This is a genomic window from Leptolyngbya sp. CCY15150, from assembly GCF_016888135.1.
Taxonomy (GTDB): Bacteria; Cyanobacteriota; Cyanobacteriia; order RECH01; family RECH01; genus RECH01.
The window spans coordinates 109,457-128,021 of sequence record NZ_JACSWB010000218.1; the positions used below are offsets into that span (position 1 = coordinate 109,457).

The 18,565-nt window shown below is 53.9% G+C and carries 13 protein-coding genes and 1 riboswitch; of the genes, 8 read left to right on the forward strand and 5 right to left on the reverse strand.

Going from position 1 to position 18,565, the window contains the following annotated elements; genetic code table 11:
• The first annotated feature begins 82 nt into the window (after positions 1 to 82).
• Positions 83 to 1,336, forward strand: a complete 1,254-nt coding sequence (gene metK / locus JUJ53_RS17780; protein WP_204153378.1) for a methionine adenosyltransferase — start codon at positions 83 to 85, stop codon at positions 1,334 to 1,336.
• Positions 1,337 to 1,522: 186 nt separating this feature from the next.
• Here the strand turns inward: metK and JUJ53_RS17785 are convergent, their stop codons facing one another.
• The 3 genes from JUJ53_RS17785 to JUJ53_RS17795 all read right to left on the reverse strand — a co-directional run bounded on the left by JUJ53_RS17785 (position 1,523) and on the right by JUJ53_RS17795 (position 4,239).
• Positions 1,523 to 2,104: a DEP domain-containing protein gene (locus tag JUJ53_RS17785; RefSeq protein WP_204153379.1), complete on the reverse strand. Its 582-nt coding sequence runs from the start codon at positions 2,102 to 2,104 to the stop codon at positions 1,523 to 1,525.
• 95 nt (positions 2,105 to 2,199) lie between these two features.
• Positions 2,200 to 3,198, reverse strand: coding sequence for a tRNA dihydrouridine(20/20a) synthase DusA (gene dusA / locus JUJ53_RS17790; RefSeq protein ID WP_204153399.1), 999 nt, complete (start codon positions 3,196 to 3,198; stop codon positions 2,200 to 2,202).
• A 222-nt stretch (positions 3,199 to 3,420) separates the two neighbouring features.
• The gene (locus tag JUJ53_RS17795; RefSeq protein WP_204153380.1) at positions 3,421 to 4,239 is read right to left on the reverse strand and encodes a tetratricopeptide repeat protein; all 819 of its coding nucleotides are present in this window, start codon (positions 4,237 to 4,239) and stop codon (positions 3,421 to 3,423) included.
• Between the two features lie 548 nt (positions 4,240 to 4,787).
• Here JUJ53_RS17795 and JUJ53_RS17800 point away from each other — a divergent pair.
• Positions 4,788 to 6,200, forward strand: a complete 1,413-nt coding sequence (locus JUJ53_RS17800; protein WP_204153381.1) for an aspartate ammonia-lyase — start codon at positions 4,788 to 4,790, stop codon at positions 6,198 to 6,200.
• Positions 6,201 to 6,500: 300 nt separating this feature from the next.
• Here the strand turns inward: JUJ53_RS17800 and thiC are convergent, their stop codons facing one another.
• Complete coding sequence (thiC, locus tag JUJ53_RS17805) at positions 6,501 to 7,874, reverse strand: phosphomethylpyrimidine synthase (RefSeq protein ID WP_204153382.1); 1,374 nt, start codon at positions 7,872 to 7,874, stop codon at positions 6,501 to 6,503.
• Between the two features lie 6 nt (positions 7,875 to 7,880).
• Positions 7,881 to 7,977: riboswitch (TPP riboswitch) on the reverse strand.
• 353 nt (positions 7,978 to 8,330) lie between these two features.
• Here thiC and JUJ53_RS17810 point away from each other — a divergent pair.
• Genes JUJ53_RS17810 through JUJ53_RS17830 form a run of 5 tightly spaced genes read left to right on the forward strand, consistent with a single transcriptional unit; the run spans position 8,331 to position 13,399 of the window.
• Entirely contained in the window at positions 8,331 to 11,084 is a 2,754-nt protein-coding gene (locus tag JUJ53_RS17810) for a TIR domain-containing protein (RefSeq protein ID WP_204153383.1), read from the forward strand.
• 35 nt (positions 11,085 to 11,119) lie between these two features.
• The gene (locus JUJ53_RS17815) at positions 11,120 to 11,317 is read left to right on the forward strand and encodes a hypothetical protein (RefSeq protein ID WP_204153384.1); all 198 of its coding nucleotides are present in this window, start codon (positions 11,120 to 11,122) and stop codon (positions 11,315 to 11,317) included.
• The gene (locus JUJ53_RS17820) at positions 11,310 to 12,290 is read left to right on the forward strand and encodes a carbohydrate kinase (RefSeq protein WP_204153400.1); all 981 of its coding nucleotides are present in this window, start codon (positions 11,310 to 11,312) and stop codon (positions 12,288 to 12,290) included. Before JUJ53_RS17815 ends, JUJ53_RS17820 begins: the two co-directional genes overlap by 8 nt.
• 20 nt (positions 12,291 to 12,310) lie before the next feature.
• On the forward strand, positions 12,311 to 12,790 hold the full coding sequence (locus tag JUJ53_RS17825) for a CYTH domain-containing protein (RefSeq protein ID WP_204153385.1): 480 nt from the start codon (positions 12,311 to 12,313) through the stop codon (positions 12,788 to 12,790).
• A gap of 3 nt (positions 12,791 to 12,793) precedes the next feature.
• Positions 12,794 to 13,399: a DUF1802 family protein gene (locus JUJ53_RS17830; protein WP_239125168.1), complete on the forward strand. Its 606-nt coding sequence runs from the start codon at positions 12,794 to 12,796 to the stop codon at positions 13,397 to 13,399.
• Here the strand turns inward: JUJ53_RS17830 and JUJ53_RS17835 are convergent, their stop codons facing one another.
• A complete protein-coding gene (locus JUJ53_RS17835; RefSeq protein WP_204153386.1) occupies positions 13,400 to 16,096 on the reverse strand; it encodes a CHAT domain-containing protein in 2,697 nt (898 codons plus the stop codon).
• Between the two features lie 245 nt (positions 16,097 to 16,341).
• Between JUJ53_RS17835 and JUJ53_RS17840 the strand changes: the two genes are divergently transcribed.
• Positions 16,342 to 18,565 (forward strand): trypsin-like peptidase domain-containing protein (locus JUJ53_RS17840; RefSeq protein WP_204153387.1); only part of this gene is annotated, 2,224 nt, incomplete at its 3' end.

Sequence of the window (18,565 nt, forward strand, 5' to 3'; positions counted from 1 at the left end):
CTGGGTGCAGATCAAGCCCCTAAGAGATTTGGCTTTGCGAATCGACTGGGTTCTTAACGCTAGTAAGGGAGAAATCGGTTCATTGTCTCGTCGTTATTTATTCACGTCTGAATCTGTTACCGAGGGGCATCCCGACAAAATTTGTGATCAAATTTCGGATGCTATCCTAGACGCACTCCTGACTGCTGATCCCACCAGTCGAGTTGCGGCTGAAACGGTGGTCAATACAGGTCTTGTATTGATTACAGGAGAAATCTCATCCACGGCTCCGGTTAACTACGTTGACGTGGTTCGCCAAAAAATTGCTGAAATTGGCTACACCGATGCAAACAATGGCTTTTCGGCTAGTAGCTGTTCGGTTATTTTGGCGATCGATGAGCAATCTCCAGATATTGCTCAAGGGGTTGATCAGGCCCATGAGAGCCGAGAACAAGCCAGCGATGAAGAGCTCGATGCGATTGGCGCTGGTGACCAAGGGCTGATGTTTGGGTTTGCCTGCAATGAAACCCCGGAATTGATGCCATTGCCCATTAGCTTGGCTCACCGGATTTCTCGCAGCTTAGCGTCAGTTCGTAAGTCTGAACAGTTGCCCTACCTGCGTCCAGATGGCAAGACCCAGGTGACGGTGCTGTATGAAGATGGTCAGCCAGTGGGCATTGATACCATCTTGGTGTCTACTCAGCATACGCCCACCATTGATTCGATTACCGATGATGCCGGAGTGCAGGCGCGTATTCGCGAGGATCTATGGGAAGCCGTGGTTACGTCAGCTTTTTCTGACCTCAGCCTCCGCCCAAGCGATCGCACCCGTTTCTTGGTGAACCCAACCGGTAAGTTCGTCATCGGTGGCCCGCAGGGCGATTCGGGGCTAACGGGTCGTAAGATTATCGTCGATACCTATGGCGGTTATTCTCGCCACGGCGGCGGTGCCTTCTCGGGCAAAGATCCCACTAAGGTGGATCGAAGCGCTGCCTATGCGAGTCGTTATGTTGCCAAAAACATTGTGGCTGCTGGCCTCGCCGAGAAGTGTGAGGTGCAGCTCAGCTATGCCATTGGGGTTGCGCGTCCAGTCAGCATCATGGTCGATACCTTCGGCACTGGCAAAATTGAAGAAGAGCGTCTGCTGGACTTAGTCAGACGGCACTTTGAGCTACGTCCGGCGGGCATCATCCAAGCCTTCAATCTGACGCGTCTACCGGCACAATTTGGAGGCAAGTTCTACCAAAACGTAGCCGCCTATGGCCACTTTGGACGCACCGATCTAGATTTGCCGTGGGAGAAAACCGATAAGGCAGAACTCCTCCGGGAAGAAGCTGCTACGTCGCTGGTTGTCTGAGGACTATTCCTCTACCCATGCCTGCGCCCTGACTCTCGGTGAGCGATCGCCAAGGTTGGGGCGCTCTTTTTATGGAACGTCAGGTCGGGTTAAGGAGGTTTTTAGCTTGGTGGATGAAAGAATCCAGATTTCAGCCCAGGAGACCATCAGCCTTTCCGTTCATTCCAAGCTTAGGATCGGCAAAAACTAGCCATCTGCTTCAACCAACGGAGGCGGGCTAGCATCGGCATCGGGCACAGGAGTTAGGGCTTCTGTCTCAAATTGGTAGAGAGCGTCACTATCTTGGAAGGGCAAATCGGCCACTGAGTGAATGTAGTTTCGCTCTAGCAGCGCCTCTCCCAGGCGAGTGGCTTCCAAACGGGTGCCTTTGTGGTGACGCACTAACCAGGTTACTGCTTCAGCACCGGTAAAGCTTTTGGGATAAAGATTGAGACGGTAGCGGTGCTTTTTCAACGGGATACCCTCTTCGCCGGCCATGGCTTGGGCGATCGCTCTTAGATTGTCCTCGTAGGTTTGGGCAAGCTGGGTTGGATCGGGTTCTGTGGCAATCAGCAACGCCATGCCATTGCGCACAATTTGCCGCAGCCGCAACACAATACCGCTAGCCGCCACTCCCCAACCGATACAGAGTAGCAGCGTCACGCTGCGATTCAGCAGGGGAATATCGCCATACCCAGACAGGGCCGCCAGCATTTTTACAAATCCCAATCCCAAGGCCAGGGCCACAACTCCGCCGGGAATAGCGCTACGAAGGGATTGAACGGTCATGACCATCTGCCTGAGTAACTAATCCTCTCGATCCTAGGCGATCGGGCCAGGGGGCTGTCAACTGCCTAAGGAGCGATCGCCCGTCTCAAACGCCCTTAAACACCCACCGCTACGAGGGTTGCCTGCTGTAGATCCAGTGCCTGCTGCAGCACCTCCGCACCAGCTCCCATCTGGCAAGACTGTTCCGTGAGATGGCGACGCCAGAGGCGGCTACCGGGTTGCCCCGCAAAGAGGTGGATCATATGGCGGGTAATTTTGTTCAGCTTCTGACCGCGATCGCTCCACCGTTGCACATAGGGCAGCATGGCGGCCACGACTTGGGCACGGCTGGGAGGGGCGATCGCTGCTCCGTAGATATCGCGATCCACGGTGGCAAAGAGGTAGGGATGATCATAGGCGGCGCGGCCGATCATCACGGCGTCTACGGCCGTGAGGTGCTGGGCGACTTGCTCTAGGGTGGTGATGCCGCCGTTCACCTCGATCCATAGATGGGGAAACTCTTGCTTGAGGCGATAGACATCGCCATAGCGCAGGGGCGGCACGGTGCGGTTTTCCTTGGGGTTGAGACCCTGCAGCCAAGCCTTGCGGGCATGGACGGTGAAGTGTTGACAGCCGGCTTGGGCCACGGTGGCCACAAACTGCACTAGGTCTTCGTAGCGATCGCGATCATCAATGCCAATGCGATGCTTGACGGTCACCGGCAGGCGAGTAGCGGCTTTCATGGCAGCCACCCCTTCTGCGACCAGCTCCGGCTGGGCCATGAGACAGGCTCCAAAGTTGCCGGTCTGCACCCGATCGCTAGGGCAGCCCACATTTAGATTCACCTCGTCGTAGCCCATCTCCTCCGCGATCTGAGCACAGCGGGCTAGGTCTTGAGGGCGATCGCCCCCGAGCTGCAGCGCTAACGGTTTCTCCTCGGGCGAAAATCCCAATAGATGGTCGCGATCGCCATGGAGGATGGCAGCCGTGGTCACCATTTCGGTGTAGAGCAAGGTGCGGCTAGTGATCTGCCGCATGAAATAGCGATAATGGCGATCGGTGCGATCCATCATCGGCGCAATGCTCAGCGGATTGCCCACCGGAGCGATCGCCATAGTTAAAGGAGGCAGGTTAGACAAAGCACAATTCCCAACAGACGTATGTCCACTCTGCCGTGGGTCTGCTGCGATCGTCAAGCCTTCTCATGTCCAGTCTGCTTGAAGGGTCATGGCTGCAACATCCTGCCTTCAATCCCCCGCTGCGCCGTTTCATATCCAGGGGGGATAGACATCTGGATTGGCCACCGTCCCCCATGCATAGCGCGTCTAACGCTGATCTCACCCCATGGTTTGCATGAGCATTTGAAAAGTAGCCGTGTTGCGTACTGGATCAAAATTGGAGTCGGTTTTCGCCATCACCTTATATAGATTGGGGCTGAGGATAATGGCCCGCTTCAGGCATTTGAGGGCGTGGGCAGCATCATCGAGACTGGCAAAGGATGACGCCTTGCCATACCAAGCTTGAGGGTTGTTGTTCATGCATTTGAGGGAATTGTCAAAGCTGGCGATCGCCTCCTCATGGCGATTGAGCTTGGCGAGCACCGTCCCCCGTTGATTCCATGCGTAGTAGCAGGTTTGTTTAATGGTCAGGGCGGTGTCGAGGCTGGTGAGAGCATCGCCATAGCGACGCAGCGACACCAGCGAAACAGCCCGATTGTACCAAGCCCGGTAGTTATCAGGACGTAGCTCCACGGTTTTCTCAAAGCACACCATCGCCTCTTTATAGCGATAGAGCCCCATCAGAGCATGGCCCTTGTTGTACCAAATCTTGTAGTCGTCGGGACTGTGGGTAATGGCTTGGTCGAAACTGGCGATCGCTTCTTCAAACTGCTCCATGCGCGTTTGGGCCAGTCCGCGGCCGTGCCAGGCTAGCGCGTAGGACGAACAATAGCGAATCGCCTGATCAAAGCTAGCGACAGCTTCGACGAATGCCCCCATTTTAGACAGCGCATAGCCCCGTCGGCTCCAAGCTTCATGGTTATCTGGGCAGGTTTTCAGATATTTATCAAACTTAGCGATCGCCCCTTCATAGCGTTGAATTTTGTACAGTGTGTTGCCCTGGCTAAACCAGGTATGGGCGTCACTATTATTAGTCATGGTAGAGCGCATACAAAAGCCCTAGCTAAATGGCGGAATTGAGCAATGCAAAGCGGCTCATCAGAAAACTCGATGGCACGCCCGATGATGGAGACATAGCATCTAAACCCGTACCCGCCGGAGGCAACAACGGTAGGTCAATTCATGGAAAAAGCGACTGCTTACAACCCTTCATGGACTCAGGGGCAACATGCATTCTACTGACCACCGTCGGCCGTAGCTGTGTCTAACATGCATGGATTCCTAAAAGTAGATACCCCATGCTTGGGGCAGCTAAAAGCAGCGCGATATGTAGTGCAACCCTATATGACATTCAGACCTGATTTTTTCAGCTTATCACCGCTGTCTTCTAAATGACATCCGCAAACCCTACACTTACGGGATATTTGCACCCAGGAGGATTAGTATGAAGTTTTGACGAATTTTTGGGGGAATGGTGAGCGATCGCCCATTGCTGAACGCCGCTGTTCACCAGACAATGGAGCAGGACAGCAAGGGGAATTCTCGCTCGAAAACCCCACGCACATGATCATGGAAGGATATGGGCTATGGCAGACGCGATCGCATACCGGATTGAGAAAGACTCGATGGGAGAACGCCAGATCCCTGATGACGCCTACTACGGCATTCAAACCCTACGGGCAACGGAGAACTTTCCCATCAGTGGCCTGCGCCCTCTGCCCACCTATGTAGACGCCTGTTTGCTGATCAAAAAAGCGACGGCGATCGCCAATGCAGAACTGGGCTGCATTCCTGCCGACCTCAGCCAAGCAATCGTGCAAGCTGCTGATGAAATTCTCCAGGGTAGTCTGCGGGATCAGTTTGTGGTGGACGTGTACCAAGCCGGAGCTGGCACCTCCCACCATATGAATGTCAACGAGGTGCTGGCCAACCGCGCCCTAGAACTCTTGGGCGACCAAAAGGGCAACTACGCCCGCGTCAGCCCCAACGACCATGTCAACTATGGGCAATCCACCAACGATGTGATTCCCACAGCCATTCGCATTGGCGGCCTGCTGGCCCTAGAACATTCCCTCTATCCGGCCCTCACCGACGCGATCGCCTCCCTAGATGCGAAAGCGGAAGAATTCCACGCCGTGGTTAAGTCAGGCCGCACCCACCTGCAAGATGCCGTACCCGTGCGCTTGGGCGAAACCTTCAAAGCCTGGGCCCAGATTCTCACCGATCATTTCAACCGCCTAGAAGCCGCTGCCCAAGACCTGACTATTCTGGGGATTGGGGGCAGCGCCGCCGGTACGGGGTTGAACACCCATCCCCAATACCGCTATCGCGTCACTCAACTGCTCAGCGACTTGATGGGCCAGCCCCTGAAACCCGCCCCCCATCTGATGGCAGCCATGCAAAGTATGGCCCCGTTTGTGGCGGTGTCTGGAGCTTTGCGGAACCTGGCGCAGGATTGCGTCAAGATCTCCCACGACCTACGCTTGATGGATTCTGGCCCCAAAACCGGTCTTAAGGAAATCCAACTGCCGCCGGTGCAGCCTGGTTCTTCGATTATGCCGGGTAAATATAACCCTGTGATGGCAGAAATGACCTCTATGGTCTGCTTCCAGGTGATGGGCTACGACAGTGCGATCGCTCTGGCCGCCCAAGCCGGACAACTGGAACTCAACGTGATGATGCCGCTGATTGCCTACGATCTCATCCACAGCATCGAAATCCTTGGCAACACCCTGGCCGCCCTCACCCATCGCTGCATCCGAGGCATTGTCGCCCAGAGCGATCGCTGCCATGACTATGCCGAGGGCAGCCTAGCGCTGGTGACGGCGCTGAATCCCCATATTGGTTATCTGAATGCAGCAGCGATCGCTAAGGAATCGCTCGAAACGGGTAAATCCCTGCGGCAACTGGTGCTGGAGAAGCAGTTGATGAGTCCCGAGGATCTGGCCCAGGTGCTCGATCTGGACACCATGAGCTTGCCGCCCAAACCGTCTATCTGAGCGCGGGTTTCAACACAATGAGGGTGTAGAATGCTGTTAGGTGAAGCCGTAACGCACTGTCCTGCAAAGCTTTGAGGCAGGCGCGATCGCTTGAGCATCCTACACATCTAGATAAATCGCGGTGTATGGTGCTGTTCAGCGAAGCCGTAATAGACTGTTTTGTAAGGCTTTGATGCGTTACGCTGGCGCTCACGCATTCTACAGGTCAATTGCGATGTATCGATCTATAGAAAAGGGCCAGAGCCAGGACTATATCCTGTACCTAACCCTTTAACCAGATTGGATATGACGAGATAACGCCTAGGAAACGGCGACTTTCTCCTGGGCTAGGAACTGCTCTAGCTGGTCTAGGGCTTCGGCATCAACCTTAGTTTGCATGGGGCAGAATTTGGGCCCACACATGGAGCAAAATTCCGCTGTTTTATAGATATCGGCGGGTAGGGTTTCGTCGTGATATTCCCGAGCGCGATCGGGGTCGAGGGAGAGTTCAAACTGGCGGTTCCAGTCAAAGTTGTAGCGCGCATGGGATAGGGCATCATCGCGATCGCGGGCCCCTGGTCGATGGCGAGCGACGTCGGCGGCATGGGCGGCAATTTTGTAGGCAATCAGGCCATTGCGCACATCCTCCGCATTGGGCAAACCCAGATGTTCCTTGGGTGTCACGTAGCAGAGCATGGCGGTACCATACCAACCAGCCATGGCGGCTCCAATGGCGGAGGTGATATGGTCATAGCCCGGTGCGATATCGGTCACCAGCGGGCCTAGGACATAAAACGGCGCTTCGGAGCATTCCTCCATTTGTTTGCGCACATTAAACTCAATTTGATCCATAGGCACATGCCCTGGCCCCTCCACCATGACCTGCACATCCTGAGCCCAGGCGCGGCGGGTGAGGTCGCCTAGGGTTTTCAGCTCGGCTAGCTGGGCCGCATCGGAGGCATCATGCAGGCAGCCTGGCCGCAGGGAATCGCCTAGACTGAAGGACACATCATAGCGTTTGAAGATTTCGATGATGTCATCAAAGTGGCTATAGAGAGGATTTTGCCGATGGTGGTGCAGCATCCAGCGGGCAATGATGCCGCCGCCCCGCGATACGATGCCGGTAATCCGGTTTTTCACCAAGGGCAAATGCTCGATCAAAATGCCGGCATGGATGGTCATATAGTCCACGCCTTGCTGAGCATGTTTTTCGATGATGTGCAGAAAATCATCGGGGGTGAGCTGTTCGATCGCGCCATGCACCGACTCTAGAGCCTGGTAAATGGGCACCGTGCCGATGGGAATGGGTGAGGCTTGGATGATGGCGGTGCGAATCGCATCCAAGTCACCGCCGCCGGTGGATAGATCCATCAACGTATCTGCACCATATTTGACAGCTAACTGTAGCTTGGCTACTTCTTCATCCAAGTTGGATGAGTTGGGTGACGCGCCGATATTGGCATTGACCTTGCAGGTGGCGGCGATGCCGATACCCATGGGTTCCAGATTGGCATGGTTGATGTTGGCGGGAATAATCATCCGCCCCCGCGCCACTTCAGCTTGAATGAGTTCCGGGGATAGGTTTTCCCGTTGCGCCACATAGCGCATTTCTTCGGTCAAGATGCCCTGCCGAGCATAGTGCATCTGCGTCACGATCGGCTGACCGCGACGAGGGCTAACCCACGATTCACGCATATTTAATTCCTCAGATAGTCGCTTCCCTCCGCCGGTATGAGCCGGACTCAGGTTCTCAGGGTATATTCTCAGCCCGGTTTCCCAGACACCCCTAGCGGTTGTGGATTTAATCTACCATGTCGTGCCCTAGGTCAACAAGGTCGTTACAAAATGATGGCGATCGCAACACTGATTGATGAACCCGGCTGGATGGCAGGGGTGAACAAGCGATCGCTTGGGGTTGGGGCTAGCAGTCTGTTGTTATGGATTTATAGCTTTTATAGTGGTTATTACGTAGAGAGTTGGGGGAATGATAACAGTGTAGTGTTGTAAAGTTTTGGAGAACTTGTTTGTCCCTATCAGCCTTTTTATGCGCGCATGTTTAGCCCATTGATAACCTATTCATCCTGATGGCCATCTATCAGGATCATCTACCTGTGTGATCTTCAATCGTCACTGACATCGGGGTAATCAACCATGACAGACATCTTTCTCTCCTACTGTCGTCGCAACAAAGAGTTTGCGGTTAGGCTGCACCATTATCTTATTCAGTCGGGCAAGACTGTGTGGGTAGACTGGAACGATATTCCACCCAATGCCGACTGGCGGTTAGAAATTGAGGAAGGTATCCAGAAAACCCATACGGTCATTTTTATATTAAGTCCAGAATGGTTGGCATCCTATGAATGCAATGTGGAGTTAGACAAGTCCGTTGCTCTGAATAAGCGATTGCTGCCTATTGTTTGCCAGGATGTGCAATACAAGGATGTTTCTCCGACTTTAGCGGCACTCAACTGGATCTTTTTTCGAGAGACGGATGATTTTGAAACAGCCTATCAAGCGCTGCTCACGGCCTTAGATACAGATCTAGACCATGTAAAATACCACACCAAATTATTGGCGCGATCGCTGGAATGGGATAAGCGCGATCGCGACCCTAGTTTTCTGCTTCAGGGATCGCTGTTGACCGAGGCGGAAATGTGGCTGACCACGTCCCAGGGAAAAAATCCTTTACCCACCCAGCTTCAGTCTGAATATGTGGTCACCAGCAGCCAAAAGCGATCGCAACGGCAGCGGATTACGATTATCGGCGCAACGGTGGGCTTTGTAATTGCCTGTGGATTAGCGATGACTGCCTTTGTGCAGTATCAAGTGGCGGAGCGAGAACGACGTTTCGTGGAAGAACTGCAAACGGCGACGCTGAGTGAAACGGCTAGGGCAACGTTTGCAACCCATGATCAACTCCGAGGCTTATTGGCTAGCGCCAAGGCCAATATCCATCTAGCTGAGCTGGGATGGATCACCTCAGATAACCCTATGCATCAAAGCACGGAAGATAATCTCAGATATCTATTTCAGTTGATAACTGAACAAAATCGCATGGAAGACCATGTTGACCTGATCACAAACCTGCATGTGAGACCGGATGGACAAATGGTTTCGTCTACGAGTGCAGATAACACCATCAAGCTCTGGCGTCCGGATGGCAGTTTGGTGGCAACCCTTGAGGGACATGAGGGAACGGTATGGACAGCCATTTTTTCCCGCGATGGGCAGCGGCTGGCTTCGTCTAGTGATGATGGAACGGTGAAAATCTGGAGCGTTGATGGTACTTTACTGAATACCCTGACCTATGATGCGCCCCTATGGAGTGTGGATTTCAATGCAGCTGGCGATACCTTAGCGATCGCTTCCGCCGATTCAACCATTCGCTTAGTTGACCTAGAAGGGAATGAGCTACGACGATGGTCTGTTGGGCAAGATAAGGTGTTTAGTATTCGCTTTTCACCCGATGGCCAGCAACTTATCTCTGGTAGTGGCGATAAAATTGCGCGCCTTTGGAACTTAGACGGATCGTTATTGCAGTCCTTTGAAGGGCATGAAGGCGAAATCTGGGCCGTACGCTTCTCGCCGGATGGGAAACGCATTGCAACTGCCAGCGCTGACGATACCTTACGGCTCTGGGATATTCAGGGCAATCTCTTGAGAGTTCTGGAAGGGCATACCTCTGGAGTGATCAGTGCAAATTTCAGTCCCGATGGCCAGCGCTTAGTCTCGGCTAGTGCCGATCATACGGTGCGAGTTTGGTCTACAGAAACGGGCCTGCTGATCGACACCTTCCGCCATTTGGATATTGCTTCTGGAGCGGCATTTTTTGATCGAGATACCGTTGTGTCAGGTAGCTACGATAAAACACTGCGGGTCTGGAATATTGCTGGAGAATTGCACCAAAATATTCAAGGGCATGATCGGCGGGTGCTCAGCGTTGCGGTCAGCGGAGATGGGGAGGCGATCGCTTCCACCAGCACCGATACCACCATCCAAATCTGGCGACGGAATAATCAGAACTTTTTTACCCAAGAGCTAACCATCACTCAACCTCAAGGCATTCCTAATGCGGTGAGCTTGGATGCGACCGGTGATTTGATTGTAGTCGGTGGTTCTGACGGTCAACTTTATCTATGGAATCGCCAAGGTGACCTCCTGCGCACCGTGAATGCCGATACTCAAGAGGTGCTGAGCGTTCATATCTCTCCTGATGGTCAATGGATTGCCTCCGCAGGAGATGATAAGATTATTCGGATATGGACGAGGCAGGGAGAGTTGGTGCGAGAGCTATCAGGACATCGAGAAGGGGTGCGTACGGTAACCTTTTCGCCCGATAGTCAATACCTAGCCTCTGCTAGTAGCGATAATACGGCGCGGATCTGGACGCTGGAAGGAGAGTTAGTTCATACCCTGGAAGGCCATCAGGCAGGTGTCTATAGCGTATCCTTTTCGCCCGATGGCCAGCGCCTAGCCTCGGGAAGTATGGATAATACCGTCATTCTTTGGTCGATGAAGGGCGAACTGTTGGAACAGTTTACGGCCCATCGTTCAGGGGTGACATCGGTTAGCTTTAGCCCTTCCGGTGAGATGTTAGCATCTGGCAGTTTTGATAATACGGTAAAGCTTTGGTCTCCAGATGGTACCTTATTGCAAACCCTAGAGGGACATCAGCAACGGGTGGCAGCGATCGCGTTTAATCCTGATGGTGATCGTCTGATCTCGGGTGCCGCCGACCGGGTGGTGAAGGTTTGGGATGTGACGGCAATCCCCGCCACTCCCCTGACCCGCACCGAGTTAATCGACCAAAGCTGTCAGTGGTTAAGTGACTACCTGCGCCACAACCGTCATGTTTTAGAGAGCGATCGCTCCCTTTGCTCTGGTCGTGCCGGCGTTGCTGAATGAGGCTATGACCTTGGCATGTGAGCCATCAAGGTTCTGTGAGCGTCTCGCTCCTCCATAAGTATGAGTTGCCATTGAAGTCCTTGGGGTCTTCATGGTATGGGTATGGGGGGCAAACCGGGGAATGGGTGGCGATCGCCCTAGATCTTGCTACGATTAGGTACCTCATGGTGATGACCCGCGTTTTCGTCGGCGTGACGTTCCTACTATCCTGCAAAGAAAACTATGGTGACTGAGCCGCTTGTGTTGTGTTTGGGCGAAGTGCTGTTTGACCGGATTGCAGACCAGCCCGGTTTGGCGGTGGATGAGGTGGTGTCTTGGACGCCCTATCCGGGAGGGGCTCCGGCCAATGTGGCTTGTGCGCTGGTGAAACTGGGGACGGCGGCAGGATTTGTGGGCTGTGTGGGAGAAGATGAGCCGGGGCAAATCTTGGTGGAACTGCTGCGCACCACCGGAGTGAATGGGGTGGGCATTCAGCGCCATGGTACAGCTCCCACCCGTGAGGTCTATGTGGTGCGTTCCCTAGAGGGCGATCGCCAGTTTGCAGGCTTTGGCGATCGCGATACGACAGTCTTTGCCGATACGCGCCTACAGGCAGATTTGTTGCCCGGTGCCTTGTTTGATGCCGCAGAAATCTTGGTGCTAGGCACCTTGGAGTTGGCCTATCCCACCACGCGCCAGGCGATTGATCGGGCCCTAGATTTTGCCGACGATCGCTTCCTCAAGGTGATGATAGACGTGAACTGGCGGCCGATGTTTTGGCCCGATCCTAGGCAAGCCAAGTCGTTGATTCGCCAGTATCTTGAACGGGCCGACTTTCTAAAGCTCTCGGATGATGAAGCTCTGTGGCTGTTTAACACTGTAGAACCAGCGGCGATCGCCCATCTGCTGGGGCATGTGGAAGGGGTCTTGGTGACCGCCGGGGAAAAGGGCTGCACCTATTACCTGGGTGACCATGAAGGCAAGCTGCCCGCTTTCTCCTTGGATGTGGAGGACACCACCGGCGCGGGCGATAGCTTCTTGGCCGGGTTCATTCATCAACTGTGTCAGCGGGGCATGGATGCCCTCAAAGATGCAGATCAGGTGCGGCAGATGGTCACCTATGCCAGTGCGGTGGGTGCCTTGACGACGTTGAGAGCGGGCGCGATCGCTGCCCAACCGACGGCGGCTGAGGTGGCAGCATTTCTCTATTTACAGGATCAGTCTTAGGAAGATGGGGAGTGTAGTCTATGGGCACGGAAATTGAGCGTAAGTTTTTGGTAATTGGCGACGACTGGCGATCGCTCGGTCAGGGAACCGTCTATCGTCAAGGCTATATCGTGTCGGATCAGGGGCGCACGGTGCGGGTGCGAGTGGCGGGCGATCGCAGTTACCTAACTCTGAAGGGGCCGACCGTGGGGCTAAGTCGGGCAGAATTTGAGTATGAAATTCCGCGCACCGATGCGGATGATATTATGCGCTTGCTCTGTTCATCGCCGATGATCGAAAAGGTTCGCTACCGAATTGCGATCGCTGACCTGGTATGGGAGGTGGATGAATTTAACGGTGATAATGCAGGTCTCATTATCGCTGAGGTGGAACTCCACGATGAACATCAGGCGATTGACCTGCCGCCCTGGATTGGCCAAGACGTATCCGGTGATCCGCGCTATTTTAATGCTTATCTAGCTCAACATCCCTTTAGCCAATGGTCAACTTCTGGAGACTAGACGATGATGGCACCTCTTGATCTAACCTCTGCTCTAAAGGAATGGCATGTGGCGGTACAGGCGCTCACCCAGGGCGACACCATTCTGCTCTTGCGCAAGGGCGGCATTCGCGAAACCCAGGGAGAGTTCACTATTCCCCATCGGCAGGTGTGGTTATTTCCAACCTACGAGCACCAGAAACCTGCTTTGCTGAAGCCTGTGTATGCCCATCAGGTGCAGCCGGTGGAATCGGGATGGCATCCCCAAAACGTCACCCTCACAGGCTGGGCGCAGATTACCGATGTTCTATCCTTACCCAAAGCGATCGCCCTCCAGCCTCTACTGCCGTTTCATATCTGGAATGAGACGTTCGTGAGCGATCGCCTGAACTGGAAGCCGCGATCGCCTCTGTTGGGTCTATTGCTGCGGGTTCATCGATTATCTACGCCTCATACGCTAACCTACGATAGCAGCTATGGCGGTTGTCGGTCATGGATTGATCTACAAACCTCTCTCTCAACAGAAGGATCGGCAGCCGTTCTGTCCAATGGTGAGTATCAGCAGCGGGTTGATCATATTCGAGAGATTGTTGCATCAGCTAAGCCCGACGCGATCGCCTCTGAGCCCTAACTATGGTTGGCTGAGGGATGATTGACCCATGAGGGTAAATGCCGCCCAGTCGCGGGAGCTAGGATAGGTTTCCATTGTGGTTAACATCGCTTGGCGCAGAGCCTGAGCTGAGTCTGGTGTTTCAGCCAGGTGTCGGTAAAACTCTGTCATCAGGAGAGTGGTAGAATCATCGGGCACTGCCCATAGTGAGACAAGAACGCTATTGGCTCCAGCCGCCATAAAGGATCGAGATAACCCTAAAACTCCATCACCCGTAATCCGCCCTCGTCCTGTATCACAGGCGCTCAGGACAACCAGATCCGCAGATAAGCGTAGCTCTAAGATTTCTCCAGCGGTGAGTAAGCCATTGTCGCTCCTGGATGGGGCAAGGGCGATCGCTCCCGGCAACCCTACTTCGCCTAAATCATCGAGAAGACCGTGAGTGGCAAGATGGATCACCTGTGCCTCTCCCATCTGCTGCACAACTCGCGATTCGGTAGCTTCTGCTCCTAGGAGAGGATCGGTATCGAGAAAAGCGGCAATTTCAATCGCTTCCTGCTCAGCATTGGGCAGCGGCGAGAGGGGCAGCGGTGGTTGTCCAACGCTAGGCATCTGGGGATTGCCGACAATCAGAGAGGTTGGGGAAATAGGTCGCGACTGGGTGAGCGCTAACACCTGGATCGATGGCGCGGTGGTCACCGTATGCCGTTCAATCAGATAACGTCCATCCTCGTCTTGCAGGGCAGCAAAGGGTAACAGAAACAGGGAATCATGGGGAATAATAATGACATGGCTGGTCGGATCATCAGGTAAAAATGACGCAATGGGATCAATCAATAAACGATGAAACGACTGCAGTTGTGGATTCTGGCGTCGAGTCGGAGATGTAGGAGATGGCGGCGATTCAACAGCCTGTATCGGCAAGGTGAATTCGGGCAAGTCCGCTGGTTCTAGAATGCCGCTCCGGGTTTGCTGGACTAGAGATGTCCATTGAGGATCTTGGCGTCCCCGTCCCAGGGCGGCAGCAACCCGAGTTTCTTCTGCGGCCATGTTTAGGGTCAGATCGCTGGAATTGAACTGCACCAGTTGAAACTGGATTTCACCAGTGGGTTGAATCACCCAAATAGCCAACTCCGCTGATGAAAGAATGGAATATTGAATGATCGTGGCCTGCTGTTGACGAGCGATCGCTTGTATATCCGATAAACTGGGCGGCGGCACCTGTAGGGAAGCGGCGATCGCTGGCGATTGACGATTTGCCACCAGTTCGATGAACGTTCGGGCCCGCCCCCGCTCCGACATTTCCAGGGCATCATCATAGCGGTTGAGGCGAATCAGCGCCCGCTGGAGCAACTGATAGGTGGACACTTGGGTTTCAAATAATGACACCTGATCCTCATCCTGCAGCCCCGGACGCATGGACTCCCACACTTCAACGGCATCCTTCAAATACACCACAGATTGTTCATAGTCTGCTTGGTTGAAGTAAAAAGCACCCAGATAATCTAGCGCCAACCCCTGACGGCGCAGATCGCCCGTTTCCACAGCCAACTGCAAGCTTTGCTCGTAGTAAGATAAAGCCTGATTGGATTGACCTAGCTGTTCCGCCATTTGCCCTAGATTACCCAAAGCCATAACCTGTCCATGGCGATCGCCCAAGGTTTGGGATAGCTCTAGACTTTGTTGATAGGCTTGGATAGCCAGATCATTCTCTTGGAGGTCGGCATAGATATTGCCCAAACTGTTGAAACCCGTGGCCAATCGAGGGCGATCGCCTAAGGTTTGCAATTGATCGAGGGCAAGCTGTAACTCTGGCAAGGCCCGATCCATCTGTCCTAGATGACGATAGGCCAGGGCTAGGTTACCTTGGTTGTAGGCCTGTAGGCGTGGATCGCCCAGTTGTTGGGCGATGACCTCAGTTTGTTGATAATAGTCCACAGCTCGCTCAGGATTACCCAAATCTAAATAAAGATTGCCTAAACGTTGAAGTACTATGGCCTCGCCCTGTCGATTGCCCTCTTGTCGCACTAACGCTAGGGTGACTTCATAACGATCTAGGGCTTGGGGATAGCGGCCGGTCTCTAGATATGCGTTACCTAAATTACCTTGGCTATTAGCCTGCAAGGATAGATCACCAAGCTCTTCTGCGATCGCTAAACTCGCCTCAAATTCAGCGATCGCTTCATCCATCAGTCCTTGAGCTTTCAGAACAATGCCAATTTGATTCAGCAGATAAGCTTCATCAGCGCGATCGCCTCGGGACTGGGCTAGGGGTAGACCTCGCCGTAAATAGGTTAGGGCTTGCTCATAGTCTCCATTCCGTTCATACAAATATCCCAAATTTCCTAGGGCATAGCTTTGTCCTGAGGAATCTTGAATCTCTTCCGCCAAGGCAAGACTTTCTTGGTAGAACGTCAGCGCCGTCTCGGTTTGATAGAGATTCTCATAGGCGCTGCCGAGGTTGGTGAGTAGATAAACTTCTTGGCGGCGATCGCCCAGTTGTCGATAAAGCTCCAGAGCTTGCTCCCAGGTGGCGATCGCTTCTGTAAACTGGCGATTGTTGTACTGCTGCCCTCCCAGGTCAAACAGTTGCCGAGCTTGGGTGGCTAGGGGGGTGGCAACGTCAGCCGGACGAGCCAGGCTGGGTGGGAGAATGAGCAGACTACCCAATCCCGCTAGGAGTACACTAAGCCCTAAGCTCCAATGCGATCGCGCCATGATTAAGATCCAAGCTATGTATGAACAATCTACGGATGGGAAGCCCCTGTATCGCTCCTGATTTAACTAGAATAGCCTGCTTAAGTAGGATGGAGAACCAGGTTTAGGCATCCAAGCCTAGGGCTAAAGCAGGTCGTATGGGGACATTCGCCGGTTGTCATGACTATTGGGGGAATGATGCAGATGTTTGCTGCTCTGATTCAGAGATTACACTAGAGTGAAAAGCGCCGACGAAGGAGTAGGCCTTGACGCCGCTGCCGCTAGAGGAGTTGCTGCAACAGTGTACGGTTAAGATTACTGTCCCCGGTGGCTGGGGGACGGGCTTTTTTGTGGCGTCTGGGTGGGTGCTCACCTGTGCCCATGTGGTACGTAGGGCGGCGGATGCGCCGATCGCCCTGTTCTATGCAGCGCGAGGATTGTCTCTGTCGGCGATCGCTACGGCAAAAGCGGATGATGGTGAAACCCTTGATCTGGCGCTGTTGAAACTCTCGGAGCCGTTGCCTGATCATCCCTGTGTGCTTTTGGATGAGGAGTCGGTGGCGATCGGTCAAGAATTATACAGCTACGGCTATTTGAAGTCCTATCCCCAGGGCGCTCCGGTGCGTCCTGTCCATGAAGGATGGACGGGGGACGTGCCTCCGTTGCTCAAGCTGCAAGGGGCACAAATTGAGGTGGGAATCAGCGGTGCGGCGTTGCTGAATCTCAAGACGGGCAAGGTCTGTGGCATGGTGAAGGAAACCCGTGCCGCTGGATTTGATCTGGGCGGTGGGGCGATTCCCACTCGGGTGATTTTGGAGCAGTTTCCGGAGTTGCGGGAGCTTCAGCGGGCGTTTCATGAGAGCGATCGCCGCTGGAGTGATGTGCTGGCACAGGAGAGTTCCAGCATAGGGAAAATCGACGTTCAGCCCTACTTAAATTCGGTTGTCACAACGTATGAAAAATGGTGGCAGTATTACACGCTGACCGACGCTGAAAGCAGGCAACGACAGAAACAAGAATCAGCCCCGATTTTCGATTTTGGGTTGATGGTGCAGACGGTGCCAAAACAAGAGCAAGAACAGGAACAGCAAGAGAAAGAAAAAGTCGAACGGTTTTCGGTTTTAGACGGTTTGCGGAAATATGCGCTGGGGGAAAAGCCGGAGCCTGTGTTGTTAGTTGGGCGACCGGGTTCGGGCAAGTCTACGGCGTTGGCAAAGTTGCTGTTGGAAGAGGCGACTCAGGCCTCGGAGGTGTCCCAGAAGTCGGAGTTTTTCAAAAACTCCGACTTCTCGACCTCGCTTCGCATCCCGATCTTGGTGGAACTGCGCTATTGGCAAGGATCGATCGCTCAGTTGATCGTCAATGCGTTGAAGCGCCATGACCTCGCCGTCACTCCTGACCAGCTAGAAACCTTGTTGGAACAATCCCTTCTCCTATTCGATGGGGTGAATGAATTGCCCTCGGAGGAGGCGCGTACCCAACTCTCGGCGTTTCGGCGTGACCATCCTAAGGTGCCGATGATCTTCACCACAAGGGATTTGAGCTTGGGGGGCGATCTGGGGATTGAGCGCAAGCTGGAGATGCAACCGCTGACGGAAGCACAGATGCAGGCATTTATCCAGGCTTATGTGCCGGAGCAGGCGGAAGCGATGCTGAAGCAGCTCAAGGAGCGGTTGCGGGAGTTTGGGCAAACGCCGTTGCTGTTGTGGATGCTGTGCAGTTTGTTTCAGCAGACTCAGACGATTCCTCAAAATTTGGGTGAGGTGTTTCGGGCGTTTACCCAGGGTTATGAACGGAAGTTGAAGCAGGATGTGGTGGTGGAGAGCGATCGCCGCCTATGGCCAGAGTTGCTGAAGGTATTGGCGGCACAGATGATGCAAGGGAAAAAGCCCACAGAATTACGAGTGGCGGTTCCTCCCACCGAAATCTATCATGTCTTTGCCGACTATTTGCAGACTGCCGATCCCCTAGTACCCCGGAAGGCATTGGATGACTTACTCAAGCATCATTTGCTCCAGCGTAATGGTGAGTTGGTGGAATTTCGCCATCAGTTGCTTCAGGAATATTACGCGGCGGAGTGGCTGTTGGGGCGGCTGGAAGGGTTGGATGACCTCACCTTGCAGCGGAAGTATTTAAATTACCTGAAGTGGACAGAGCCGCTGGCATTGATGTTAGCGCTGGTGACGGATGAGGCGTTGGCGGTGCGAGTGGTGGAGCGATCGCTGAGCCTAGATTTGGTCTTGGGAGCACGGTTGGCGGGAGAAGTAAAGCCCAACGTTCAAGACAATACGGTGAGCCAGATAGCAGCAATAAACGTGCCAACCTGGCTGAGGGTCGAACTTTTGGGGCAAACCGGGTCAAAGGCGGCGCTCCCAGGGCTACTCAACGCGCTCGAAGATTCAGACTCATATGTGCGTAGGAACGCGGCAGAGGCGTTAGGGAACCTGGGTTCTGATGCGGCAATTGCGGGGCTGCTCAAAGCTCTTGAAG